This window comes from Lacipirellula sp. (assembly GCF_965279485.1).
GTDB lineage: Bacteria > Planctomycetota > Planctomycetia > Pirellulales > Lacipirellulaceae > Lacipirellula.
Genome location: NZ_CBDIIC010000002.1, coordinates 647,176 through 668,396 on the forward strand (window position 1 = coordinate 647,176; position 21,221 = coordinate 668,396).

The following is a 21,221-nucleotide window of genomic DNA, read 5'->3' on the forward strand; positions in this document are numbered from 1 at the left end:
AAATAATGATCGCGAACGACCCCGTCAAAAGCGGCCCGATCGCAGGCAGCACCCTTTGAAAAGCTTACTGCTGCCGCAAGGGCAGAGGTCATTGCGGCCTAGCTTCTCTTCCAAGAGCTTCTCGCCATGGACGACGCGAACGCCGACTTTCACCTTCGTTTCAAAAGGATATCCTCGCCGGCGTTTGCTCATCGGCTCGAAAGGATGATTCTTCTTGCTGATTACGTGGCATGGGGCACCTCCTTCACTGTCGGGGCAAGGTTGTTGAAACAATGGACCAACAACCTTCACTCCTGGTTCACATTCCGTTGGAGTTAATCTCGAATTCTCGATATCTCACGGAATTGACATAAGGAAAGAGGTAGCTCAAATTTGCCGTTAGGTCGTTCTGATTGTGTTAGAAAGCCTGTGCAAATGGCACTTGCGAACGGACATCACTGCGAATGACGCTCCATATCAAACATTTCATGAGCATCGTCGCACTTGCCGCCTCGCTAGCTTCGCCTATCTATGCTGATGAAATCCGGCTATGCAACGCATGGGGGATAAACATCGCTGGCATTCGCGACGCCAGGGAGCTTATTCCGCCCCCGAAGCAGGACCCTAGTTCGGCCGAGGAGTTCATCAACAGCAGCGTCGTCGAGCAAATCCGACATCGCCTCAGCTACCGGTATCTACCGCCGGTAGGAGATACCGCAGGCGAAGGGTTTCTCGTGCCCGGCGGCGGCAAGCAAGCCTTAGAAAATGCCTGGGAAGTCCTTGCTGGGAAGGCTAAGCCGCTCAAGCAGATTTCAGCTGGCGATGAAGCGTCGTTGATCGTGTTTGCGTATGCTTCCGGCCGCTCACTTCGCTTGGACGACGTAAAGCACTCGGACGGAGAGATCGTGGTGGCCTATCATCTCAACTGCAATGAGCTAATGAGTTCGTCGGCTCACTTCGCTCTGATTCCGCTGCCGACGCTTGGCCCTGGAAAAATCAAGCTCACGATGCAACGCTCCGCCGACACGGGACCCGAGGTGGTCGTTACTCGAATGGCGAAGATTTCAGCTGAGCGGTTAGTCAGCGGTTCATTTACTTTCAAAGTGACCGACAAGGAGCGATAGACACGATCCTCATTACTCGCCCCAGGCGATCGCGACTTCGTCAAGCAAAAACGAGCCAAGCGGAACCTGAAGAGTTCGATGCCTCCGACTATTGTTCGCCGATCAGCCCCGCCGGCTCGGAAGTCTCCTCCGACTGAGATCTAGGGTCCCAGAGATAACGTCCTGTCTTATCGATCCATAGAAGGTCGGTCACGGGTCGGCGAAAGAAACGGACGCTCGCTAATCCGTCCTCGAAATTGCTGGCGTCGTCGAAAATGGGCGGAATGACGAACGTGCCCGTCCGATCGACGAAACCAAAGGGATGGCGTTGATTGGGGGCTTGGACTAACGCCAGCCCTTCGTAGAAGGGACGCATCGAGAAATACTTCGCCTCGAGCAGCATCGTTCCGGTGTTGAGATCGACCATTCCATACCGCGATTTCACAGTGACTTGAAGAATGCCGACGTCGAGTTGCTTTAAATCGCTAAACCGTGGTTCGATCGCGTAGCAATCTTCCTGCGAATCCCAGATTCCCCACAGGTCGCCCTGCTTGCGTGGTTGATACCGATAAGTCTCTGCGGAGGAGACGACCTTGCCGGAACGATCGATCAGGGTGTGTACCAGTTGCTCGCCCATGAAGCCGACGCCAGCCCACGCCAAGCCATTTGACTGAAACCCGCCAATGAAATCGTACTGCGGGCTGACGATCAATCTCCCTGCCTCGTCCACCAATCCCTGCTTACCGTCGGTGCCCGTAACCTGATAGCCGCCATCCCGAGGGATGATACGCGTGAATTGCGGCGACAACAGAAGCTCTCCGGTCCGATTGATGAAGCCCCAGAGTTCGCCCACGCGAACGCGAGCGACGCCGTTGGCAAACGGCTCGCCCGCCTCGGCCCTGATGATGAGGGCCGCATTGCCCGCGGCATCGATGTAGCGGACTTCGCCCCCAAGCTGAACAGGGGCAAGCCCTTCGCCGAACGGCCCGGCCAGATCGTAGCTAGGCTCAACTACCATGCGACCTTGGCCATCGACATACCCCCACTTCTGTCCAAGCTTCACGGCGGCGAAGCCTTCGCTGAACTGCCCGGCATCGGAAAAACGAGACTCGATGACAATCGACCATCGTTTATCCGCGAACCCATACCGACCCTCGATTTTGATTCGCCTGCGATCCTGCTGATGCGTGACCGGTAAGAACCCGCGTTGCGGATCAAATGCTTTCAGGTCTAGCTGCTGATCGACTTCCATCTGCGGTTTGATCAGAACGGAGCCCTGCTGATCAACGACGCCCCAAAGTCCCCCGCGTAGTGCATTGCCCGACTCGCCGCCTCGTTTAGCTCCCACATTCACAAGAGCCCGACCTTGATCGAAGTCTCGCACATCGTCGTACGTCGGCGGAACGATAACCTTGCCCGATTCGTCAATGAAGCCCCACTTACGTCCGGAGGGACGAGATCGCTCACCGACGGCAACACGGGCCCGACCTTCGTAGAAATCGCCGAGATAGCTGAACGTCGGCTCGACAAGGTAGTTGCCCTGCAGGTCGATGAGTCCCCACCGTTCGTTGAGGCAAACCTGAGCCCGGCCATCTCGGAAGGCAGATGCTTTCGACCACTTAGGCTCAATGACGATTTCGCTACGGCGATTTGCATACCCATAATGAGGTCCGACTTGGACAGCCATCCAAGCTTCAGTGTCGATAGGTGGCAGTCGAAGGACCATGCCGTGCCCCGAGGCGTGGTAAGTGCCCAAATCATCGAAGACCGGCTTCAGTAGCAAGTTGCCGCCCCGATCGATCAGGCCGTGCTTCCCTTTCCATACGATTGGCAGGATGCTCGGATGCTTACTCTCTGCGGTATTCGCGACCATTGTCCCGAGACTGGCCGCAAGTAAAAACAGAAAAGTCAGTCGACGATTTTGCTTCCACTGCGTCATCACTGACCTCTCTCAATCAAAACGGAGCGAGATTCCGAAATACGAGGGGCCTGACCTACTAGTCAATCGCCAGCGGGCATGACTTTATTCTCGTCGGTCCGAATCTCCGCCACTGGAATCGCGAACATGCGATGCTTGTCATGTCCCAAGATCATCTCACCTTGCTTAGCAAACCCGATGACCTGGTAGGGTGACTGATACTCGCCAGCATCATGAGAGGACATTCGCCAGAGCTGATGCTTCCGACTTAGCAGGTGATAAACGACGCCAGGTCTACCGCTCTTCGCACGGGGCAAGCCAATCGTGAACAGAGAGAAGTCGGGAGTGTGGGTGACCTGGGGCTCCAGCCCGAGGGCCACGTACTCCTCCGCTCTCTTGGAATCGGCCGGGAGTCGCCAGACGTACTCTGATGGATCATCGTTCGTAGGGACGATTTGAACATACGCCCCAACCTCATTGAGGCCAGAAATCAGGGCTGATTCCCCATCCAGTCCAATTCGAATGAACTCCCCCTCACTCCCGGTGAAGGCAATGATCTCATTCCAATAGTCACCGCTGAACTCGCGACGCTCGTTCGTTTCTAGATTAAGTCGAAAGCCGTCCCAGTTGCTGTAGTGATCCATGCCGATCGGATTCTGGCAAATGACGAATCGCTCGTCGGGCGACCAGTGAAGCTTGTAGCCATTCTCGTTGGGAGCCACTACCTCTTCGAAGCGTTTGATTACGGAGAAGTCCTGATCGACGATTACGAGCTCTCGCGTGTCCTTCTCAACAGCGATCCAGCGATCTGACGTGGGAGATGGGGTGAGATTCATCAGGACGCTTCCACGCGGCCGGTTCCGCTCGACACCCCAGATCAGCGACCGGCCCCATTCCGAGCCCGACACGATGAAGCGTCGATCTCGCGTCACTCGAAAGTCGCCGCTAATCCCTCTGCCAGAAAACGGCCATTCCGCCTGGGCAAGGCGAGCGACGTCACCTTCAAGGGGGGCGTAGAAAACATCAGCGAAAAGAAGTTCTTTCTGCTCATCATATGACTGCACGCCGAACACCACGCCGTCGCTCTCCGGCGTCCACCGCAGACCGAAGATCTTATGATCGATCTTCTTCGTCATCTCCCGGTACTCCTCATGGTCGAGCGAACTCGCTAACGCACTGAACTGGCCGCCTACGAACTCGTTCTCAGGCAATGCTAAGAAGTGAGTCCAGGAACGGGGAACTTCGTGCAATCGCCGTGGCTGGCCGTCCTCGAGACTGCAGACGCACACGAACCCACGGCTGATGTACGCCACCCATTCGCCATCCGGAGAGATCACCGGGTAGGGCCAGCTGTGCATGATCAGGTTAGGGTCCAGAATCTTCGCCGACGCGGGGAGGGTGAACGCGTCCTCCGCTCCATGTACTATGTGCGAGTTCAGTCCTGCGAACAGTGAGAGTAAGAAACAAGCGAGCTTATTCATGGACCGGTCGAGCCTCGCTAATGCTAACCCTTATGGAATGCCATGGACGGATACGAAGAGTTCCTGCATTCTCACTCCACGACATTCGGAACCTTGTTTGCGGGCGTCTGGATTGAGCCGACGGGGATCGCAAACAACCGGTGCTGATCGTACCCAATGATCATCTGCCCTTTTTTGGCAAATCCCACGACATCGCACGGGGTACGGTAGCCCCCGAGATCGTGCGGCGACAGCGTCCAGAGGCGGCCTTGTCGGTCTAGTAGATGTTGGACGACGCCATGGGGGCCCACACCCTGTCGCGGCAAGCCTAGCGTGAACAAACTAAAGTCGGGCGAATGAGTCATTTGAGGCTCGTACGTGAGTCGGGGGCCATTCCTAGGATTCGTGGAGTCCGCTCGGATTTGCCATAGATCTTTGGTGGCCCCGGGCCCTGTCGGAACGACCTTAAGGTAGGAAGTGGTCGGTTGGATGCCTTCCCTACCTTGCATGTCGCCAGCGGAACCGACCCTCACGAACTCTCCGCCTTGGCCGGTAAATTCAATCAGCTCGTTCATGAAGCTCCCGCTCATCGGCCGCCGCTCCATCGTCTGCAGATCCAAGCGGAACCCTTCCCAGTTGCTGAAGTGGTCGAAACCGACTTGCGTCTGGCAGATGACGTTACGTTCATCGGGCGACCAATACATTTTGTAACCGAACTGATTCGGTTCGATGACTTCGTCGAAACGCCGGATGACTGAGAACTCCCGATCCAAGATCACCAGTTCTCGCGTATCCTTCTCCACGGCGATCCAGCGGTCGGAGGTGGATGAAGGCGTCATATTCAAGAAGCAAGTGGCTCGGGGTCGGTCACGCTCGACCTCCCAAATCAGTGCCTTTCCCCACTGCAAGCTCATCACCATATAGCGTCGGTCACGAGTCATCTTAAAATCGCCTCCGACGCCTCGTGCCTGGGTAGGCGTAGACTGTTCAGAATGCGAAATCCGAATCACATCGCCCGTCAGCGGAGCGAGGTAGACAGAACGCGAGAGTTGCTTGGCCGGATCGTGTGATAGGACGCCAAACACAACCCCATCGCTTTCGATAGTCCATTGCAACCCACTCAGTTCCTGCTTGATCTGTTTGAGCATCTGCCGATACTCGTCCTGGCTCAGCGACCTCGCGAGCGTACCGAAGTCGCCCTCCGCAAACTCATTCTCCGGTAGGGCCAAGAAGTGGGTCCATGATTCCGGCACCTCGAAGAGGCGTGTGGGCTTCCCTCCATCAACGCTGCTCACGCACACAAACCCGCGGCTGACGTAAGCCACCCATTCGCCGTCGGGGGAAATGACTGGGCGAGGACCGCCGTAGATGATTACGTCAGGGTCGAGGATCTTCGCGTCGGCCGGCAATTCAAATGGCGTTTCCGCAGCGTAGGAAACCTGCGTCGCCATAACGAGCACTGCCCACAGCCAGCCGAATCCGTGACCGGTCATCGATCGTCTCCCGCAGCTTGCTGGATGCTCGAAACCGGCAAGGTGAATAGCGTCTTGCCGTCACGGGCTAAGATCGCCTGCCCTTCGTCGATAAACGCGAGAGGATAGAAGGGCGTGATGTATGGTGAATCAATCTTGGGAAGGAATGGCCACGTCTGACCGTTGTGATCCACGAGGTGGTAGTGGAACCCGGCGGCTTGACTCACAGGCCGGGGCAGGGCGATCGCGAACAGGGTCCCATCATCGTTCCCCAGGATAGCCGGGTAAGGCCGTTGATCTCGCCAAGCCGTAGGAGTTCGAGGCGGACCCGCAAAGCGAATCACGTCTGTTTCCTTGGTATCGCCGTCGGGAAGCATGGAGATGTAGGCCCCATAACTGCCGTCCCCCAATCCCTTGGGCGGGATGCCCGTGATCCCCAACCGCACCAGTTCGCCTCCTCGGCCCGTAAAGTAGAACTGGTCACGGATGACACCAGGGTTAAGCTGCGTTTGCGTCCCCGTCTGGAGGTCAACCCGAACGCCTTCAGTCTTATCCGACGGATGCTCCAAGTGACTCAGGCAGACGGCGTACCGCTCATCGCTAGACCACGTTAGTTCGCAGCGACGCTGCTGAGGCAAGAAGACCTCGAATCGCCTCACGATTGCCAAGTTCTCATCGGCGAGCACGAGTTCGCGGGAGTCAATCTCCACCCCGAGCCAGCGACCGCTGGAGGTCGAAGGCGTGAGGTAGTCGAAGCAGGTCGCTCGTGGCTTGTTCTTGGCGGCATCCCAGATCAAGGGGATTCCATGGTTGCTGGCAACGACGGAACTGGCATCGCGACTGACCCGAAAGGATATCTGACTTTCGTGATCGACCGCGAACTCTCGGTGAATGTCGGCGATCTCTCGCACCTTGCCGTCAAGCGACACGAGCGTGACCTTAAATGATGCGAGGGTTGAATTCTGTTTTAGTCCAGTACGCCTGGTGTAGTAAATGCCGTCGCCGGTTGCCGACCAAGCGACATTGAAGACCATTACTACCGCTTGCGAGATGCCGTTAATCGGCCTGTAAGAGGGGGTGGGCGGCATTCCCGCGGCCTGCTCACGGATCAGTTCGTTTCCTGGCATCACCAGATAGGCAGTGATCGACTGGGGCAGGTCGACCAGTTTTTTGGGCGGCCCTTGCGTGAGGCTGCAGGCCCACAGGGCTCCGCCGCTGATGTAGGCGACCTGCTGGCCGTCGGGAGAGATGGAGAAACTATCGACGTTAGCAACATCCCACGCGATGTCACCGTCCAGAATGGTGGCAGCGTCCGGGAGTTCTGCGGCTGCAGGCAGACTCGCAACGGAGAACAGAACCACTGCAACCCAGAGGACGCGTTGCATGTGAAGAATTCTTTCCAGATGCGAGGATTAACTCACGCTGCTCTTCCCGTTCAGGGTTTCGATCCTCTATTCTCTCAGAAGATCGACGTTCTAGGCAAGCGAATGGTCAGATTTAAGCAGATTGGCGTGTCCGCTACAACGAACGGTGGGTGGCCCAGACGGCAAAGAGTCGTACGTCGCCCCGCGAACCACCAGTCACGGCTTTTTTAGTCCGTCGTGTCCGGCTCGCGGATCTCGAATGCACACGATTTGCAGACAGCACGGGCAACTAATTTTGGCTCGGGGCGACTCACGCCCTCCAATGGCGACGGTTTATCTCGGCCGACCTGCATCACGTCGACATTCAGTTTACCCGGCGACAACTTGCCTAGCGGGATGAGAGCGAAGTGAACACTGACATCGGACGTTGCATGCATCATCACATGGTATCGAACTGTCACCTGATTCTTTGCTTTTCGCACTGAGTGAAGGGCGACGTATCCAGGTGCTGCATACGAGTAAAAAACTAGCGAAATCTCGTCGTCCGTCGTCAGGGCCGTCAGCGGAGACGCATTGTCGGCAATCACGCTCGCGGCGTTCTCTAGTGCTTCCTTCCCCTCGCCTGCGACTAGGAAACAGGGACCGGCGTCCGTCTGTTGCCCGATCTTGGAAAGGAGGCCACGAGCAATTTGGGAGACTGCGGTTTCCTGGTCCGGCGACTCTCTTGGATCTAGTTCGCGGACTTTCTTCGTGCCGGGCATACTCAACGCCCAAATGCGATCGAGCGGAACCCGTTCCTCGATAGGATCTTCGCTCGTCACAAAGGGAGGCGGATCGCTCACGAGGAACGTGAACGGCTGGCAGACAATCTGCTTCTCTTGGCTGCCGAACACCCGTACGAATCCTGCGTCGATGTACTTCCGTTCCATCGGTTGCTGCGTGAAACGCACGTTGTATTCGCCCGGCGGTAGCTTGCCGAGGGGGATCAACGCCAAGTGGACAGTACTATCCGCGGTGTAATGCGGCTCAAATACATAGCTGACGTCGATGTCGGTGCCGTCTCGCGTGACCTTCTTCAGACGAAGGTAGTAACTGGATGGGTGGCTATAGAATACGAGAAACGCATCGCGGTCTCCATGGATGAAGTTGTTCCGCACTTGCGATTTATTGTTTCGAAACGCGTTCTCAATTCGCATCAGTACGGTGAGCGTTTCCATGTCCGGAGCGACGGAGTAGACGAAACCAGTGAGGGCTTGGTCCACGGGCGGCTTGCTTGAGATTGCGGTACGCACCCGTTCAATAATCTCTTGGCGTCTTCGCTTGAACTCTGGATATCCCCAGCCTGGAGAGGAAGCCTGCGGCACTGTGGGTAGATCGACGCCCTCGATATCTCGCGTCCCTGGCAGATCGAGCCCCCAAATCGTATCAAGCGGGATCTCCGCTGGCGGACTAACGGCGTTCTCCGCCCGCAACGGGGTAGCGATCGCGATCACGAGCGTCAGAGCGACCAAAGTCGAGAGTCTCATCGAACTTAACCCCTTTCATGTCCTCAATCCATAAATCTACCCATGCTGCTCGCTATTCTCTATCACTTACTGTTTCACATGAAATTATTCCAGTCGAACGCGATAGCAGAAACCAGAGATAATCCACCCCACGACTCCGCCCCCGACGACGTCCACGAGGTAGTGCTGATGCGTCAGCAAGGTCGAAAGTGCAACCGCCGCGGCCCATGCCCAGAAGAAAAGAGCGACGCGTCGGGGGAGTTGTCGCCCATATGCGTACGCACAAACGACTGCCATCCCAACGTGAAGGGAGGGCAAATAGTTGTGCTCCAGATTGATCCAGTCTGCGAACTCAAACACAGGCTGAATCGGCCCTGTTGCCGGTTCCGCCGGGGAGTACGTCCGGCCGGGAAAGATCAAGAAACCGATCCCGGAGACCACAAAGAGACAAGCCAGCGTCACCGCGAACTGTTTGATGTCCGCCGGGGTTGGCAGAATGAATAGCGATAGCCAAATCATGGGAAACAGCGATAGGTAAATCACCGCCATTTCCGGCAAGAAGGGGATGTACGACTCCTCGTTCCACCCAAAACCAATTCGATAGCCGTGTAACCCGGTGAGCCATGACGCACCGCCGTAGACAACGACCCACAAGCCACAGAGCAGCGATCCGTAACCGACGAACGCGGCGACGCGGTCTCGATCGGGCCTAGTGAGTCGGGAGGCTTTTAGAGGCATGGGGAGGAGTACGTACTCGCCTTCGTCCTAAATGCTGTATAATGCCGCCGCGAAGGAGCACACGCCTTGATTGGGCAACGCTGCGACGGAACACGGATGATTCACACCGCAGACCAACCTGCCACCGCGATCACGCCGGTCGTTCCTGATTCGGCGGACTTCGCCACGCTTCCGGCGACTTGGTATTTATTCAGTCGGTCCGCAGAGGTTGCTGAAAAACCGCTCTCCAAACCCATTCTGCAGCGGCGACTAGTCGCCTACCGCACTGCCGCCGGTCGCGTTGCCATCCTCGACGCCAATTGTGCTCACCTAGGGGCGGACCTCGGACGAGGCCAGGTAGTCGGCGAATCCATCCAATGTCCGTTCCACCACTGGAACTATGACGCGAACGGCACGTGCATCTCAGTTCCCAATCACGGCGACGTGCCGCGATCAGCGTGCCTCCGATCTTATCCGGTCGTCGAGCGACACGGCTACATCTTTTTCTTCTTTGGTCCTCGGGCGTTATTTCCGCTGCCGTTCTTTCCCGGAAGCGATCCCCGTGAAATGTCTGCCAGCTCTCCGTTTCGATTCGAAATGGATTGCCCCTGGTATATGCTCTCCGGCAATGGCTTTGATACCCAGCACTTTTACGCAGTGCACGACAGGAAGTTGAAGGGAGTTCCGCAGGTCGACTGCCCGCACGAGTACGCTCGGCGAATGCGATTTGATGCGGAGGTCACCGGAACTTCAATCTACGACCGGCTACTCAAGCGTTTCGTCGGCAGAGAAGTGCAAATCAGCATCACCAGCTGGGGCGGTCCGCATGTCCTGGTTGAGGGGGTGTTCGGGCGAGCTCACAGTCGCATTTTGGTCATGAGCCAACCTCTCGGCGAGAACCGGACTCTGTCGGACGTTATTGTGTTCGCCAAGCGAAGCCGCAATCGTTTGAAGGCAGCGGTCGTCGACCGACTCAATCTCCGAGTGCGACGGCGGTTCACGCAGGCGTTCATGCGATACGACATCGACAAACTGAGCGGCGTCCGTTATCAACCGTCGGGATTCACTCCACTGGATCGTGACATGATCGCGTTCTTCGAGTGGCTCACGACACTGCCTCGCAGTGAGTACGAGGCTGCGACATGAGCGAATTTCCCATTCCATGGCGACTGAATTTCGCGATCGCCGCGGTTCAGGTCGCTGTCGCCTTCACCATCTTTCGGTTGACTGCATTCGCGACGCAGTGGTGGCAGCTCACGCTCCTCTCATTGAGTTTCGCACTCATCGGCAATTCTATCTATGCGATGATGCATGAAGCAGAACATGGCATTTTCTGCCCATCAAGGCGTCTTAACGACGGCATGGGAACGTTTCTGGCTTTGTTCTTTCCGGCTTCATTTCATCTGCTGCGTCAGGGACATCTCGGGCATCACCTGCGAAATCGTTCCGACGACGAAGCGTTCGATTTTTACTTTGAAGGCGAAACGCCGTTATGGAAGTGGCTCCAACTCTACGGAATCTTGTCCGGCTTCTTCTGGGTGACCATTGTCCTATCGAACGTGATCGTCCTGCTCATTCCGTCACTACTAGAGCGTCGATTCTTTGAGTTCGACCGTCCGTCCGCGGCGTTCATGGATTCGCTCAATCGCAGCGTGCTGCGACGGATCCGCTTCGAAGGGGGAGCGGCCATCGCTTTTCACGCAGCGATAGTCTGGGCATTCGGCATTCCGGTGCTCTCGTACCTCTTCGTCTACGTCGGCTTCGGCGTCACTTGGTCGGCGATGCAATACGTCCATCATTTCGGGACGGAACGGGATGTCGTCGATGGCTCACGAAACTTGTGGATTTGGAAGCCCATCGACTGGATGTGGCTCAATCACAATTGGCATCACACTCATCACCAGCGACCGACTATCTCGTGGTTCTACTTGCCGCGGCTGTCGCGGGAACAGGGAGCGACGCGAGAGTTCTTGATCTGGCACTACTTACGGATGTGGCGTGGTCCGCGACAGGCAACCGAACGAGTGGAGAACCGCTATGCCGGCCGAGTTATCCGCTAACCAGCCCGCCGTCCAACCGGCAATCGTTGTTACCAATAGCTACCGCCTTGGCATGGTGCTGCTCGGTTATGTGCCATTGCTGCATGTCGGCACGGTAATCGGCTTGCTGGTACTTTCGCAGTTAGAAGGAGGCTCCCCCTGGCTCGCGGTGGCTGCCGTGGGAGTTCTCTACTTGCTTCCGCCTCTGGCAGTCCGCCTTATCGGCCGATCGACCGGCCCGGCTCAACCTACTTCGCACGAACTAGGTTCACGCGGCTTCCTCGCCTGGTGGTACGCAACGCAGTGGCAAGTCGTCTTCAATCGCCTCCCGATCTTAGAAGAGTTCTTGCGACTTGTTCCCAGTCTCTACTCGGCATGGCTCCGATTGTGGGGAGCTAAAATCGGCAGTCTTGTCTATTGGTCACCGGGCATGCGGGTCACCGATCGGCCTTACTTACACATTGGAGACCGCGTCGTGTTCGGGATTGATTCGAAGCTCTACCCGCACTTTCTCGCCAAGCTTTCATCGGGTTCCACGAAGCTCATTTTGGCCCCGATCAACATTGGTTCTGACGCACTGGTCGGCGGCTGCACGCTGCTGCCTGCGGGCGTCGTCGTTAACGCGTGTGAGCAGACGCCGGGCGGTCGTCCCTTTGCTCCATTTACCGAATTTCGTAACGGCTCGCATCGCCGCACGCAGCGGTTCAGAAAGGAATTCGAATGATTCGGCCTCTCTTACTTTCCCTCTGTGTGACGCTGGGCGGATGGTCGCTATCAGGATCGGCGGTCGCCGATGACGATGCGGATCATGCGGCATTAAAAGAGCTTGTCACTGCCTATGAACAAGCGATCGCCGCAGGCGACCCGAATAGTTTGAAGCCGCATCTCGCCGACGATTTCACCGGGGTGATGGTGACAGGCGAAGAGGTCACGAACCTCGGTGGGTTGGATGCGTACTGGCAGAAGATTCAGGGCTACCTCGGCAAAGGGGGTAAATACACCGTTGAGGTAGTGGTCCCGCAGCCGGCGGTCATCGTGGGAGATCTGGCGTACGCCACCGGCACGACGAAGGACTTAGCCGTCACGTCCGATGGTAAAGAGTATCCGTTCGAAGGTTTCTGGACGGCCGTTTGCCGTCGAGAGGGCGACCAGTGGAAAATCGTCCGCGTCCACGGGTCGATGGACGCCCTCACGAATGTGTTTGCAATCACGTCGCTCCAACGGGCTTCCACATACTCCGGAATCATCGGAGGCATTGCCGGCCTGTTCGTCGGTGCCCTACTGCTGTGGCTGGTAACTCGCCGTCGTCCCGCCGCCGCCCCATCACCTAGCCCGAGCCGCCCCTCGTGAAAATCCAATTACTATCACCGGCGGGAGAGATCCATCGCAACTCGACGGGGATCTTCAAACGTTCGCTCCGCTATGCACCGCTGACACTGACGACGCTCGCGGCCATGGTGCCAGAAGAGTTGGAAGCCGAGGTGACGATCCAGGACGAGGGGGTGCAACCGCTCGATCTCAATTTCGACGCCGACGTCGTGGGCATCACTGCGATCACCGGTACCGCTCAACGAGCCTACAATGTCGCGGATGAATTGCGGGCTCGCGGTCACACCGTCGTCTTAGGAGGCGTCCACCCGACGCTCATGCCACAGGAGGCCGCCCGGCATGCCGATTCGCTGGTCACCGGGTACGCAGAACAGACTTGGCCGCAACTGCTGCGAGATTATGCGGCAGGAAGTCTTCAGCCGCATTACTTTGCACCAACCGGGCGTGAACTTCGAGGCGTTCCGATCGCACGGCGTGAGCTTCTGAAGAAGAAAGGGTATGCAACAGTCAACAGCATTGAGGCGACGCGAGGCTGCCCCCATCAGTGCGACTTTTGCGTCGTTCCCACGGCCTGGAAAGGAGTTTACGCTCATCGCCCCGTCGAAGAGGTCATTGCGGAGTTACGAACGTTTACAGGCCGACATGCGATCTTCATTGACCTGAGTCCCGTGGAGGACGTGAATTACGCGAAGGCGTTGTACCGGGCGATGATCCCACTGCGGATCCGCTGGTTGGGCCTCGCAACGACTCGGCTGGCCGAAGACGCCGAACTCTTGAAGCTGGCAGCTCAAAGCGGCTGCAAAGGCGTCTTGATCGGTTTCGAATCGGTCAGTCAGCAAACGCTTAACGGCACTCGAAAACACTTTCACGCCGCGTCCCGCTACGCGGAACATGTCCGTCGTTTGCACGATCATGGCATCGGCATTCAGGGCTGCTTCGTATTCGGATTCGACGACGAAGACGAATCGGTCTTCGAACGCACCGTGGAGTTCGTCGATAAGACGAAGATCGATCTGCCGAGATACGCCGTGGCGACGCCGTTTCCCGGGACGCCGCTCTACCGCCGGCTGGAAGCCGACGGCCGATTGCTGCATCGCAACTGGTCACTCTACGACGTGGAGCACGTTGTGTTCCAGCCGAAGGGGATGAGCCCTGAGCGATTGCAGGAAGGACTCAAGTGGAGTTGGCAGCAAAGCTACAGTTGGCCGTCGTTCTTCCGACGCCTCAGTGGTGCTCCTTGGTCGATTCTTCCGCTCTGGTTGTCGACTAATCTCGGATATCGTTACTTCGCTCAACATTTGCCTTCAAAGGCTCAAGGTGTTTTTCGCGACCTGTCGTTGACTGAGCCGCATCAGGTTGAGCCCGTCACAGTCTAGCGATCAGGAAGGCGAACACTTACGCATGAAGATCACGCTCATCTACCCAGCCGTCGGCCGCAAAGAAGGGAAATCCTATGTGAAGGCCTGGCAGATGCAGCCGTTATCAATGGCGGTGCTCGCCAGCCTAATGCCGCCAGATGTGGAAACTTGCTTCTACGATGACCGGATGGAAGTGATTCCCTACGACGAACCGACCGATCTGGTCGTCATCAGCGTCGAAACGTTCACAGCTCTCCGTTCCTATGCGATTGCCGCGGAGTTTCGTCAGCGTGGAGTTCCCGTGGTGATGGGCGGCTATCACGCGACGTTGATTCCAGAGGAGGTTCAAGAGCATGCCGAGGCGATGGTCATCGGCGACGCGGAACCGGTCTGGAGTCAATTGCTCGCCGACGCCAGATCGGGCCAATTGAAGGCGGTTTACGACGGACGCGGCCGTCGAGAACTGGGGAACGTGAGACCTGACCGCAGGATCTTTGCCGACCGCTCCTATCAAAATATCACGCTGGTCGAGTATGCCCGCGGGTGTAATTTCAAATGCGACTTCTGTTCCATCACGGCCGTCCACGGTGCCTCTCAAAATCATCGGCCCGCTCGTGACGTCGCCGAGGAGATGGAGCAAACGGGCAGCCGGCGATTCTTCATCGTCGACGACAACATCGTCAGCCAACCGGGCAAAGCTCGGGAGCTTTGTCGCGAACTTTTGCCGCTGAACATCAGCTGGGTCGGTCAGGCGAGCATTCACGTCGCCAACGACGATGACCTCTTGGCGGCAATGGTGGCGAGCGGTTGCCGTGGCGTTCTGATTGGCATGGAATCGATCAACGCCGCCAATCTCAAGGCGATGGGCAAGGACTGGAATACGGCTCACGCCACCTACGAATCAAGCCTGCGTCAGTTTCGCAAGCATGGCCTCGCCGTTTATGGCACCTTCGTCTTCGGCTACGACGAGGATGATTGGGCGGTGATCGAAGAGAGCGTCGACTTCGCTAGAGAACATCAACTCTTCTTGGCGGCGTTCAACCATCTCGTGCCTTTCCCCGGCACGCCGCTCTACCGCCGGCTGCTGACGGAAGGACGACTGTTGCAGCAGAAATGGTGGCTCGAACCGACGGGTCGGGTTGGCGACGTGGTCTTTCGTCCTAAGAAGATGGCTCCTGCTGAACTCGAAGCAGGATGTCTTTGGGCACGACGAGAGTTCTACGGGTGGAGTTCCATCTTCGGACGCCTGTTCGACCGCGAAGCCAATGCCAGTAGTGCCACGATGCTGGGCGTTTATCTTGGCCTCAACCTGGGCTCGCACTTTGACATCGATCTACGCCAAGGACTGCAGCTCGGACTCGCCCCCAATCACCAAGTGAAACGTCATGGGAAAGTTCGAGTTCACGCTCGCCACGGCTGATGATGATGCAGAGCTGCGTGAGGTACTTTCATCGACGCCGATGATGGGACAGATCTCGGTCAGCTTCGCTCGTGAGCCGAACTTCTTCGACGCCACGCCAGTCGACGGCAAACTTGTGCAAATTGTGGTCGGTAGAGACGTCGAGCAGGGCCGGATCGTCGGCATGGGTAGCCGGACCGCGGGTCCGCGGTACGTCAACGATCAACGTACGAGCGTGGGCTACCTCGGCGGACTCAGGCTGCGACCGCAGTATCGAGGGCAGGGGGGGCTTATTGCACGCGGGTATCTTCTACTACGCCAGTTACACGCAGATCAAGTGGCTCCCTACTACCTGACGACGATAGCCTCTGACAATGTGATCGCACTCAAGACGATTGCCGCCGGAAGAGCAGGCCTCCCGACCTACCATCCACTAGGCGACTACATCACGATCTCGCTGAATCCAGCGGCGGCGAGTCGCATCGATCGAGGGTCTTCACAGATCCTCACGCGACTCGCAACGATCGATGACCGCGAACAAATCATCACGTTCCTCAACACTCACGGGCCGCGACGGCAATTCTTTCCTGCATACCACACGGCCGATCTCTTTGAAGAGAAAGGCTGGCTACAAGGACTTCAGCCCCACGACGTCATGCTCGCCTTCCGCGACGATCAGCTTGTCGGTACCTGGGGTGCCTGGGATCAAAGCCGCTTTAAGCAAATGGTCATCCACAGTTACGACAGGTGGCTGACGCTGGCTCGTCCCGCTTACAACGTCATTGCCGAGGTGAGAAAGCGAGCTACCTTACCGTCGCCTGGAAGCGTCCTGGCCGCACGCTATGGTGCGATCCTAGTCGTTGCTGAAAATGATGCAGAAATCTGCCGCCGTTTGATCGGGGCGATGAGTCGGGAGTTGCTTGAGCGTCGAGACCGCCTGGTATTTCTGGGGATGCATGCTGGCGACCCGCTCTTATCGATTCCCCGAACGGTCGGCGGCAGAGAGTATGTGACTCGGCTCTATCTGGTATTCTGGCCCGATCAGGTGCCCGATCTCGCTGAACTGACCCAACGAGTGCCTTACCTGGAACTCGGCTGCCTTTAGGAAAGTTGACGTGAGACTTCGCAGTTCACTTATCGAAGTTAACGATCTGGTCGCTGGCGGCCACGATGCGATGTTCGACCTCATGGACCGAGCGTACGTCAACGTTCAGAGAGAGCAGTTTGAAGCCGATTTAGCCGCAAAAAAATGGGTGATCCAGGTTCACGATCAGCTGACGGATTGTCTGGCTGGTTTTTCGACGCAGGCGGTGCTGCAAGTCGAAGTTGACGGACAGCCGGTGAGAGCATTGTTCTCGGGAGACACCGTCGTCGATCCGCAACACTGGGGCGACATTGCGCTAGCTCACGAGTGGGGTCGACTAGCAATGTCACTGATCGAGCGGCACGCCGAGCAACCTCTCTACTGGTTCCTCACGTCGAAAGGTTTTCGCACTTATAAGTACTTGCCGTTGTTCTTTCGTGAGTGGTATCCCAACGTCAACGCACCGACGCCGGAACGTGAGTGTGCCGTCATTGACGCACTTGCCAGGCAGGTGGCTCCGCACTGTTATGATGAAACGTCCCAAATAATCCGGGCGACGCCGGGCAAAGAACACGTCCGAGCGACTCTCGCCGATCCCGGCAATCGACCGCGAGCGGATCGGCACGTTCGCCACTTCATTTCTCGTAATCCGGGCTATCAATTGGGCGATGAACTTTGCTGCGTCGCTCCGCTCTCGAAAGCGAACTTCACTGCCGCGGCTCTTCGCGTCATCTATCCAGCCGCCTCCGTCCCACTGGCAGGATAACTCGTGTTTGGTCCGAGCTTCTGCAACACCGTCTGGATGGCAGCCTGCTTCCGTGAAGCTCAGGCGTTTCGGCGATCAACCGGATCCGTGCAGCAAACTCAAGCACGCCTACTGCGACGCATTGTGCAGGACAATCGCCAGACTTGGTTTGGCGAGCAGCATCGTTTCTCAACGATCAGTAGCGTTAAAGAGTTTCAGGATGCGGTTCCGATTTCAAGCTTCGACGACTATCGCGACTCGGTCGAGCGGATTGCCCGAGGCGATTCTCGTGTGTTAACGGCGGAGCGAGTCGACCTTTTAGAGCCTACAGGCGGCACAAGTCATGGCGAGAAGCTGATTCCGTATACGGCGTCGTTGCGTCAAGCGTTCCAGCGAGCGATCAAGGTATGGATATGGGATCTCTATTCTGCCCGCCCGGCTCTACGACGTGGAACCGCCTACTGGTCCATCTCACCGCTAGGCTCCTTACCTCGCAGAACGAGCGGGGGAATTCCGATCGGCTTCGATGAGGACGCGGCTTACCTGAGCAGCTTCGAAAAGATGCTCGTGGAACGAACGCTGGCCGTGCCTTCGAGCGTCGCCCTAGCTCCAGATGTTGCTTCATGTAGATTCGCGACGTTGTTCTTTCTGCTTAGAGATACCCGTCTCAGTTTACTATCGGTGTGGAGTCCGACGTATCTGACGGAGCTACTGAAGTTCCTCTGGTCTAATCGAGACGAACTCTGCCGAGATGTTGAACGGGGAAGGATTTCATCGCCGGCATCGTCTCAACAAGGGTCTTTGTGGGACAGGGCATTTGAGCCTCGACCGCAGCGAGCTGATGAGCTCCGCGAACTGTTCGGCGATGGTCGTAACATCGCAGATTCAATACGTACAATTTGGCCGGAGCTGGGACTGGTCAGCTGTTGGGCTGATGGCCCGTCCAGTACGTACGTCAACAATCTGCGAACATATCTTGACGGCGTTGAACTTCAGCCAAAGGGCCTCCTAGCAACCGAGGCATTCGTGAGCGTGCCGATAGTCTCCCAGGCGGCTCCCTCCCTAGCGATTCGTTCGCACTTTTTTGAATTTAGACCGAGCTCTCCATCCCCTCACAGTTCGAGCGAAGTAGTAGTCCTGGCCCACGAACTTGAGGAAGGTTGTCACTACGAAGTATTGATCACAACTCAGGGCGGCCTCTATCGATATCAGCTTCACGACCAGATTGAAGTCGTTGGGTTCTCTCGCGAGACGCCAATGGTCCGGTTCGTCGGGAAGACCGACGCGACAAGCGATTTAGTCGGCGAGAAACTCAATGCCGCCCATGTTGAGACCGTGCTGCAGTCGACGTTTCGGGAGCTTGGAATTTCGCCTCAATTCGCCCAACTTAATGCCGACAAGGTTCACTCTCGGTACACGCTTCGTTTGTGCGACCCCACTATTCGAGATGGGCCGCAACTCATACCACGCCTTTGCACATCAATCGACATCGGACTATCGGCGAACCCCGCCTATCAATATGCACGTTCGCTTTCCCAACTACACGCACCTTGCGTTGAAATGGTTGATGAGCCGGAAGTCGATGCGTCGGTGACGTTGCAACTGACGTCAAAGTTAGCCGCCGGTCAACGACTAGGTGATATCAAGGCCAGTACATTTGGACTTCAAGAACAAGCCTGAGGGTCCGCCAATTAGCCTGCCAAACGGTCACGAAACCCTTCGACCGCGTGGCGGGTTAGTGCCCGTGCGTCGCCCCGCTTTGCATTGACCTGAGCGAGAGCATGCAAGGCGATGCCCGTTACATTGTTTGAAGCTTCCGCCAAAAGGCAGAGCGTTGCGGGATCGTCGTAAGGAATTCCCCATTGTCGGCACAGCCGCATCAACAGCATTGCTAACTCCTCTGTAGTGGGCAACACGGTCGTGAACTTGGCCGGGAATCTGTTCAGGACGGCGGCATCAATCTTGTGTGAATCAATCGATGTGGCGATCCACATATAATTCAGCGATTGCAACGGTCCTAGAAGCAGCTCGTCTAAACCTCGAAACGAGAGTCGAGAAATCTCATCTAACAGAATGACCTTCACGCCATTGTAGTCGGCCATCCCGCTGATCAAATCGCGAAGATGGTCGGCTCCACGAATCTGCATGCAGTCGATCGGCATAAAATGAACGTCGCGTCCACGGAGATAGGAGAACATGCCCTGCTCGCCAAATCGATCAAGCTGGGTGGTGCACGCTTCACAATGGCCGCAAGGATTCAGAGTCTCCAGATTCAGTTCAACGCACATCAAGCAACGAGCAAATAACCTGACCGTCGAGGTCTTGCCACTTCGCGAAAGGCCCCGCACATAGGTGTTGACGCCTTTCTCAATCCGACCGGTACGCAGGGCGTACAGTTGGTCCTGGAAAAACTCCTTTACATCCGGGTTGCCGATATCGTCGTCCCAGAGCGAGGGGTTCCACCGTTCGATATCAGGGAGAGCACTCATCTACTACCTCCAGGTTCTCGGACGCGTTCAGTTGCCCGTCCAATGTAAGGGCGTATTGTCGCAGGCGTTCGGCGATCAAGGCCGCTGAATTCCTTGCGTCACCAGCGTCACCAGCGTCACCGCCACTGGAGTCTTCGACATCCGTCGACTGAGTTGGCGTTAGCTCAGTGGCGTCACCAGCGTCACCAGCGTCACCAGCGTCACCGCCCATACTCAGGCAGTTACAAAAATCGTCGCTCCATGTCAGCGAGGTGTAGCTGGCGTCTCGTTTGGGCAAGCAGCGATACTGGACGCCAACGGCTTTAAGGGCCTTCGATTTCTTATTGAGCTTCAAAGTGAGCAACCGAGTGATGCCCGGCCACTCCTTGGAATCGGTCCAGATGCCCATGGCAGCTGCGTTCGTCGTCAATAGTTTCAATAATGTGCTAGTCGGTCCTTCCCAATGCCTTTTCGTCGCGTCCGCATCAATAAACGCCACGAGGGCTCGTAACACGGGCTCGCCCTCGATTTCTTCCCAGGCTTTCTCGGGGTCGCCATTCTCGTGCGGGCCCAAATAGGCATCTCCTTTAAGCACCAGCATGACTCGCCTAAGTTGGGCAGCCTCGATCGGGACTCCCAGTTTGCGGTGCACAAATCTGGCAAGCCACGCCTTGGTTCTATCAGAGTCCACCGGCCAACGGAGACGACCTGAAGTAACAGGCAAGATGACGCTCGGCCCGTTGAGTTCGTCAACGAACACGCGTAGGCCAGCCACGCGAATGCGGCGGAGAATCTTCCGATCGCTAACTGTCGTTGCAGGGACTTTCTTACTTTGCGAACCCGTGCTTTGAGACATCGCTAACCTCCTTTGGCCGGCGATGCAATGGAATCGAGGGCTGCCAACACGTCCGATCGCGTATAAATAATCCGCCGCCCCAGCGTTCGGTAAGAAAGCTGACCCTCTAGCCGTAGGTCCCGTAGGACATGACGGCCGACCCCGCAGGCAGTTGCAGCCTCTTCCTCGGTCAGAGCCAACCGCCCACTGGGCCAGTCGACGTTTGGCTGGGCCGAGAGGACTTCCGCCACGAGACCTCGAAGGGCATCTCGATCGATTTGCAAACTGACGACGGCAGAAGGGGCGTCTTTGTTGGCGGCAAACGGCTCATTCGCGAGCCGCATCGTGCGTTCGTTCATTGGTTCCTCCTGGTTTAGTTACCCGAGGAACCAAGTGTGCCATACTCTCTCGCCGCTATCTGCCGCAACGCTGCAGGAAAAACGAAG

General features: G+C 57.0%; 20 protein-coding genes. 10 read left to right on the top strand and 10 right to left on the bottom strand.

From position 1 onward, the window contains the following. Nucleotides 1-24: 24 nt before the first annotated feature. Nucleotides 25-192: an SEC-C metal-binding domain-containing protein gene (locus ACQY7R_RS10125; RefSeq protein WP_428305482.1), complete on the bottom strand. Its 168-nt coding sequence runs from the start codon at nt 190-192 to the stop codon at nt 25-27. A gap of 275 nt (nt 193-467) precedes the next feature. Here ACQY7R_RS10125 and ACQY7R_RS10130 point away from each other — a divergent pair, with 275 nt between their 5' ends. Continuing rightward, on the top strand, nt 468-1,103 hold the full coding sequence (locus ACQY7R_RS10130) for a hypothetical protein (protein WP_428305483.1): 636 nt from the start codon (nt 468-470) through the stop codon (nt 1,101-1,103). 88 nt (nt 1,104-1,191) lie between these two features. Here ACQY7R_RS10130 and ACQY7R_RS10135 read toward each other — a convergent pair whose 3' ends face one another. The 6 genes from ACQY7R_RS10135 to ACQY7R_RS10160 form a co-directional block, all read right to left on the bottom strand. Continuing rightward, a complete protein-coding gene (locus ACQY7R_RS10135; protein ID WP_428305484.1) occupies nt 1,192-3,021 on the bottom strand; it encodes a WG repeat-containing protein in 1,830 nt (609 codons plus the stop codon). 62 nt (nt 3,022-3,083) lie between these two features. Further along, entirely contained in the window at nt 3,084-4,481 is a 1,398-nt protein-coding gene (locus ACQY7R_RS10140) for a hypothetical protein (RefSeq protein WP_428305485.1), read from the bottom strand. A gap of 71 nt (nt 4,482-4,552) precedes the next feature. Beyond that, nucleotides 4,553-5,953, bottom strand: coding sequence for a hypothetical protein (locus ACQY7R_RS10145; RefSeq protein WP_428305486.1), 1,401 nt, complete (start codon nt 5,951-5,953; stop codon nt 4,553-4,555). Further along, nucleotides 5,950-7,317, bottom strand: a complete 1,368-nt coding sequence (locus ACQY7R_RS10150; RefSeq protein ID WP_428305487.1) for a hypothetical protein — start codon at nt 7,315-7,317, stop codon at nt 5,950-5,952. The genes ACQY7R_RS10145 and ACQY7R_RS10150 overlap by 4 nt, the downstream gene beginning before the upstream one ends. A 206-nt stretch (nt 7,318-7,523) precedes the next feature. Further along, nucleotides 7,524-8,822: a hypothetical protein gene (locus ACQY7R_RS10155; RefSeq protein WP_428305488.1), complete on the bottom strand. Its 1,299-nt coding sequence runs from the start codon at nt 8,820-8,822 to the stop codon at nt 7,524-7,526. 84 nt (nt 8,823-8,906) lie between these two features. Further along, on the bottom strand, nt 8,907-9,539 hold the full coding sequence (locus ACQY7R_RS10160; RefSeq protein ID WP_428305489.1) for a phosphatase PAP2 family protein: 633 nt from the start codon (nt 9,537-9,539) through the stop codon (nt 8,907-8,909). 96 nt (nt 9,540-9,635) lie between these two features. Here ACQY7R_RS10160 and ACQY7R_RS10165 point away from each other — a divergent pair, with 96 nt between their 5' ends. From ACQY7R_RS10165 to ACQY7R_RS10205, 9 genes are read left to right on the top strand one after another with little or no spacing between them, the layout of a single operon-like run. After that, on the top strand, nt 9,636-10,664 hold the full coding sequence (locus tag ACQY7R_RS10165; RefSeq protein ID WP_428305490.1) for a Rieske 2Fe-2S domain-containing protein: 1,029 nt from the start codon (nt 9,636-9,638) through the stop codon (nt 10,662-10,664). Continuing rightward, nucleotides 10,661-11,578 (top strand): fatty acid desaturase family protein, encoded by a 918-nt coding sequence (locus ACQY7R_RS10170; RefSeq protein WP_428305491.1) that lies wholly within the window; start codon nt 10,661-10,663, stop codon nt 11,576-11,578. Before ACQY7R_RS10165 ends, ACQY7R_RS10170 begins: the two co-directional genes overlap by 4 nt. Next, the gene (locus ACQY7R_RS10175; protein WP_428305492.1) at nt 11,556-12,281 is read left to right on the top strand and encodes an acyltransferase; all 726 of its coding nucleotides are present in this window, start codon (nt 11,556-11,558) and stop codon (nt 12,279-12,281) included. Before ACQY7R_RS10170 ends, ACQY7R_RS10175 begins: the two co-directional genes overlap by 23 nt. Further along, on the top strand, nt 12,278-12,907 hold the full coding sequence (locus ACQY7R_RS10180; protein WP_428305493.1) for a YybH family protein: 630 nt from the start codon (nt 12,278-12,280) through the stop codon (nt 12,905-12,907). The genes ACQY7R_RS10175 and ACQY7R_RS10180 overlap by 4 nt, the downstream gene beginning before the upstream one ends. Continuing rightward, the gene (locus ACQY7R_RS10185; protein WP_428305494.1) at nt 12,904-14,262 is read left to right on the top strand and encodes a B12-binding domain-containing radical SAM protein; all 1,359 of its coding nucleotides are present in this window, start codon (nt 12,904-12,906) and stop codon (nt 14,260-14,262) included. The genes ACQY7R_RS10180 and ACQY7R_RS10185 overlap by 4 nt, the downstream gene beginning before the upstream one ends. A gap of 25 nt (nt 14,263-14,287) precedes the next feature. Next, complete coding sequence (locus tag ACQY7R_RS10190; RefSeq protein ID WP_428305495.1) at nt 14,288-15,664, top strand: B12-binding domain-containing radical SAM protein; 1,377 nt, start codon at nt 14,288-14,290, stop codon at nt 15,662-15,664. Continuing rightward, entirely contained in the window at nt 15,630-16,748 is a 1,119-nt protein-coding gene (locus ACQY7R_RS10195; protein ID WP_428305496.1) for a hypothetical protein, read from the top strand. The genes ACQY7R_RS10190 and ACQY7R_RS10195 overlap by 35 nt, the downstream gene beginning before the upstream one ends. A 10-nt stretch (nt 16,749-16,758) precedes the next feature. Continuing rightward, a complete protein-coding gene (locus tag ACQY7R_RS10200) occupies nt 16,759-17,493 on the top strand; it encodes a hypothetical protein (protein WP_428305497.1) in 735 nt (244 codons plus the stop codon). Nucleotides 17,494-17,496: 3 nt separating this feature from the next. Then, nucleotides 17,497-19,152, top strand: a complete 1,656-nt coding sequence (locus tag ACQY7R_RS10205; protein WP_428305498.1) for a GH3 auxin-responsive promoter family protein — start codon at nt 17,497-17,499, stop codon at nt 19,150-19,152. A gap of 11 nt (nt 19,153-19,163) precedes the next feature. Here ACQY7R_RS10205 and ACQY7R_RS10210 read toward each other — a convergent pair whose 3' ends face one another. From ACQY7R_RS10210 to ACQY7R_RS10220, 3 genes are read right to left on the bottom strand one after another with little or no spacing between them, the layout of a single operon-like run. After that, nucleotides 19,164-19,961, bottom strand: a complete 798-nt coding sequence (locus ACQY7R_RS10210) for a hypothetical protein (protein ID WP_428305499.1) — start codon at nt 19,959-19,961, stop codon at nt 19,164-19,166. Next, entirely contained in the window at nt 19,945-20,796 is an 852-nt protein-coding gene (locus ACQY7R_RS10215; RefSeq protein ID WP_428305500.1) for a hypothetical protein, read from the bottom strand. The genes ACQY7R_RS10210 and ACQY7R_RS10215 overlap by 17 nt, the downstream gene beginning before the upstream one ends. Nucleotides 20,797-20,798: 2 nt before the next feature. After that, nucleotides 20,799-21,134: a helix-turn-helix domain-containing protein gene (locus tag ACQY7R_RS10220; RefSeq protein ID WP_428305501.1), complete on the bottom strand. Its 336-nt coding sequence runs from the start codon at nt 21,132-21,134 to the stop codon at nt 20,799-20,801. Nucleotides 21,135-21,221 lie beyond the last annotated feature (87 nt).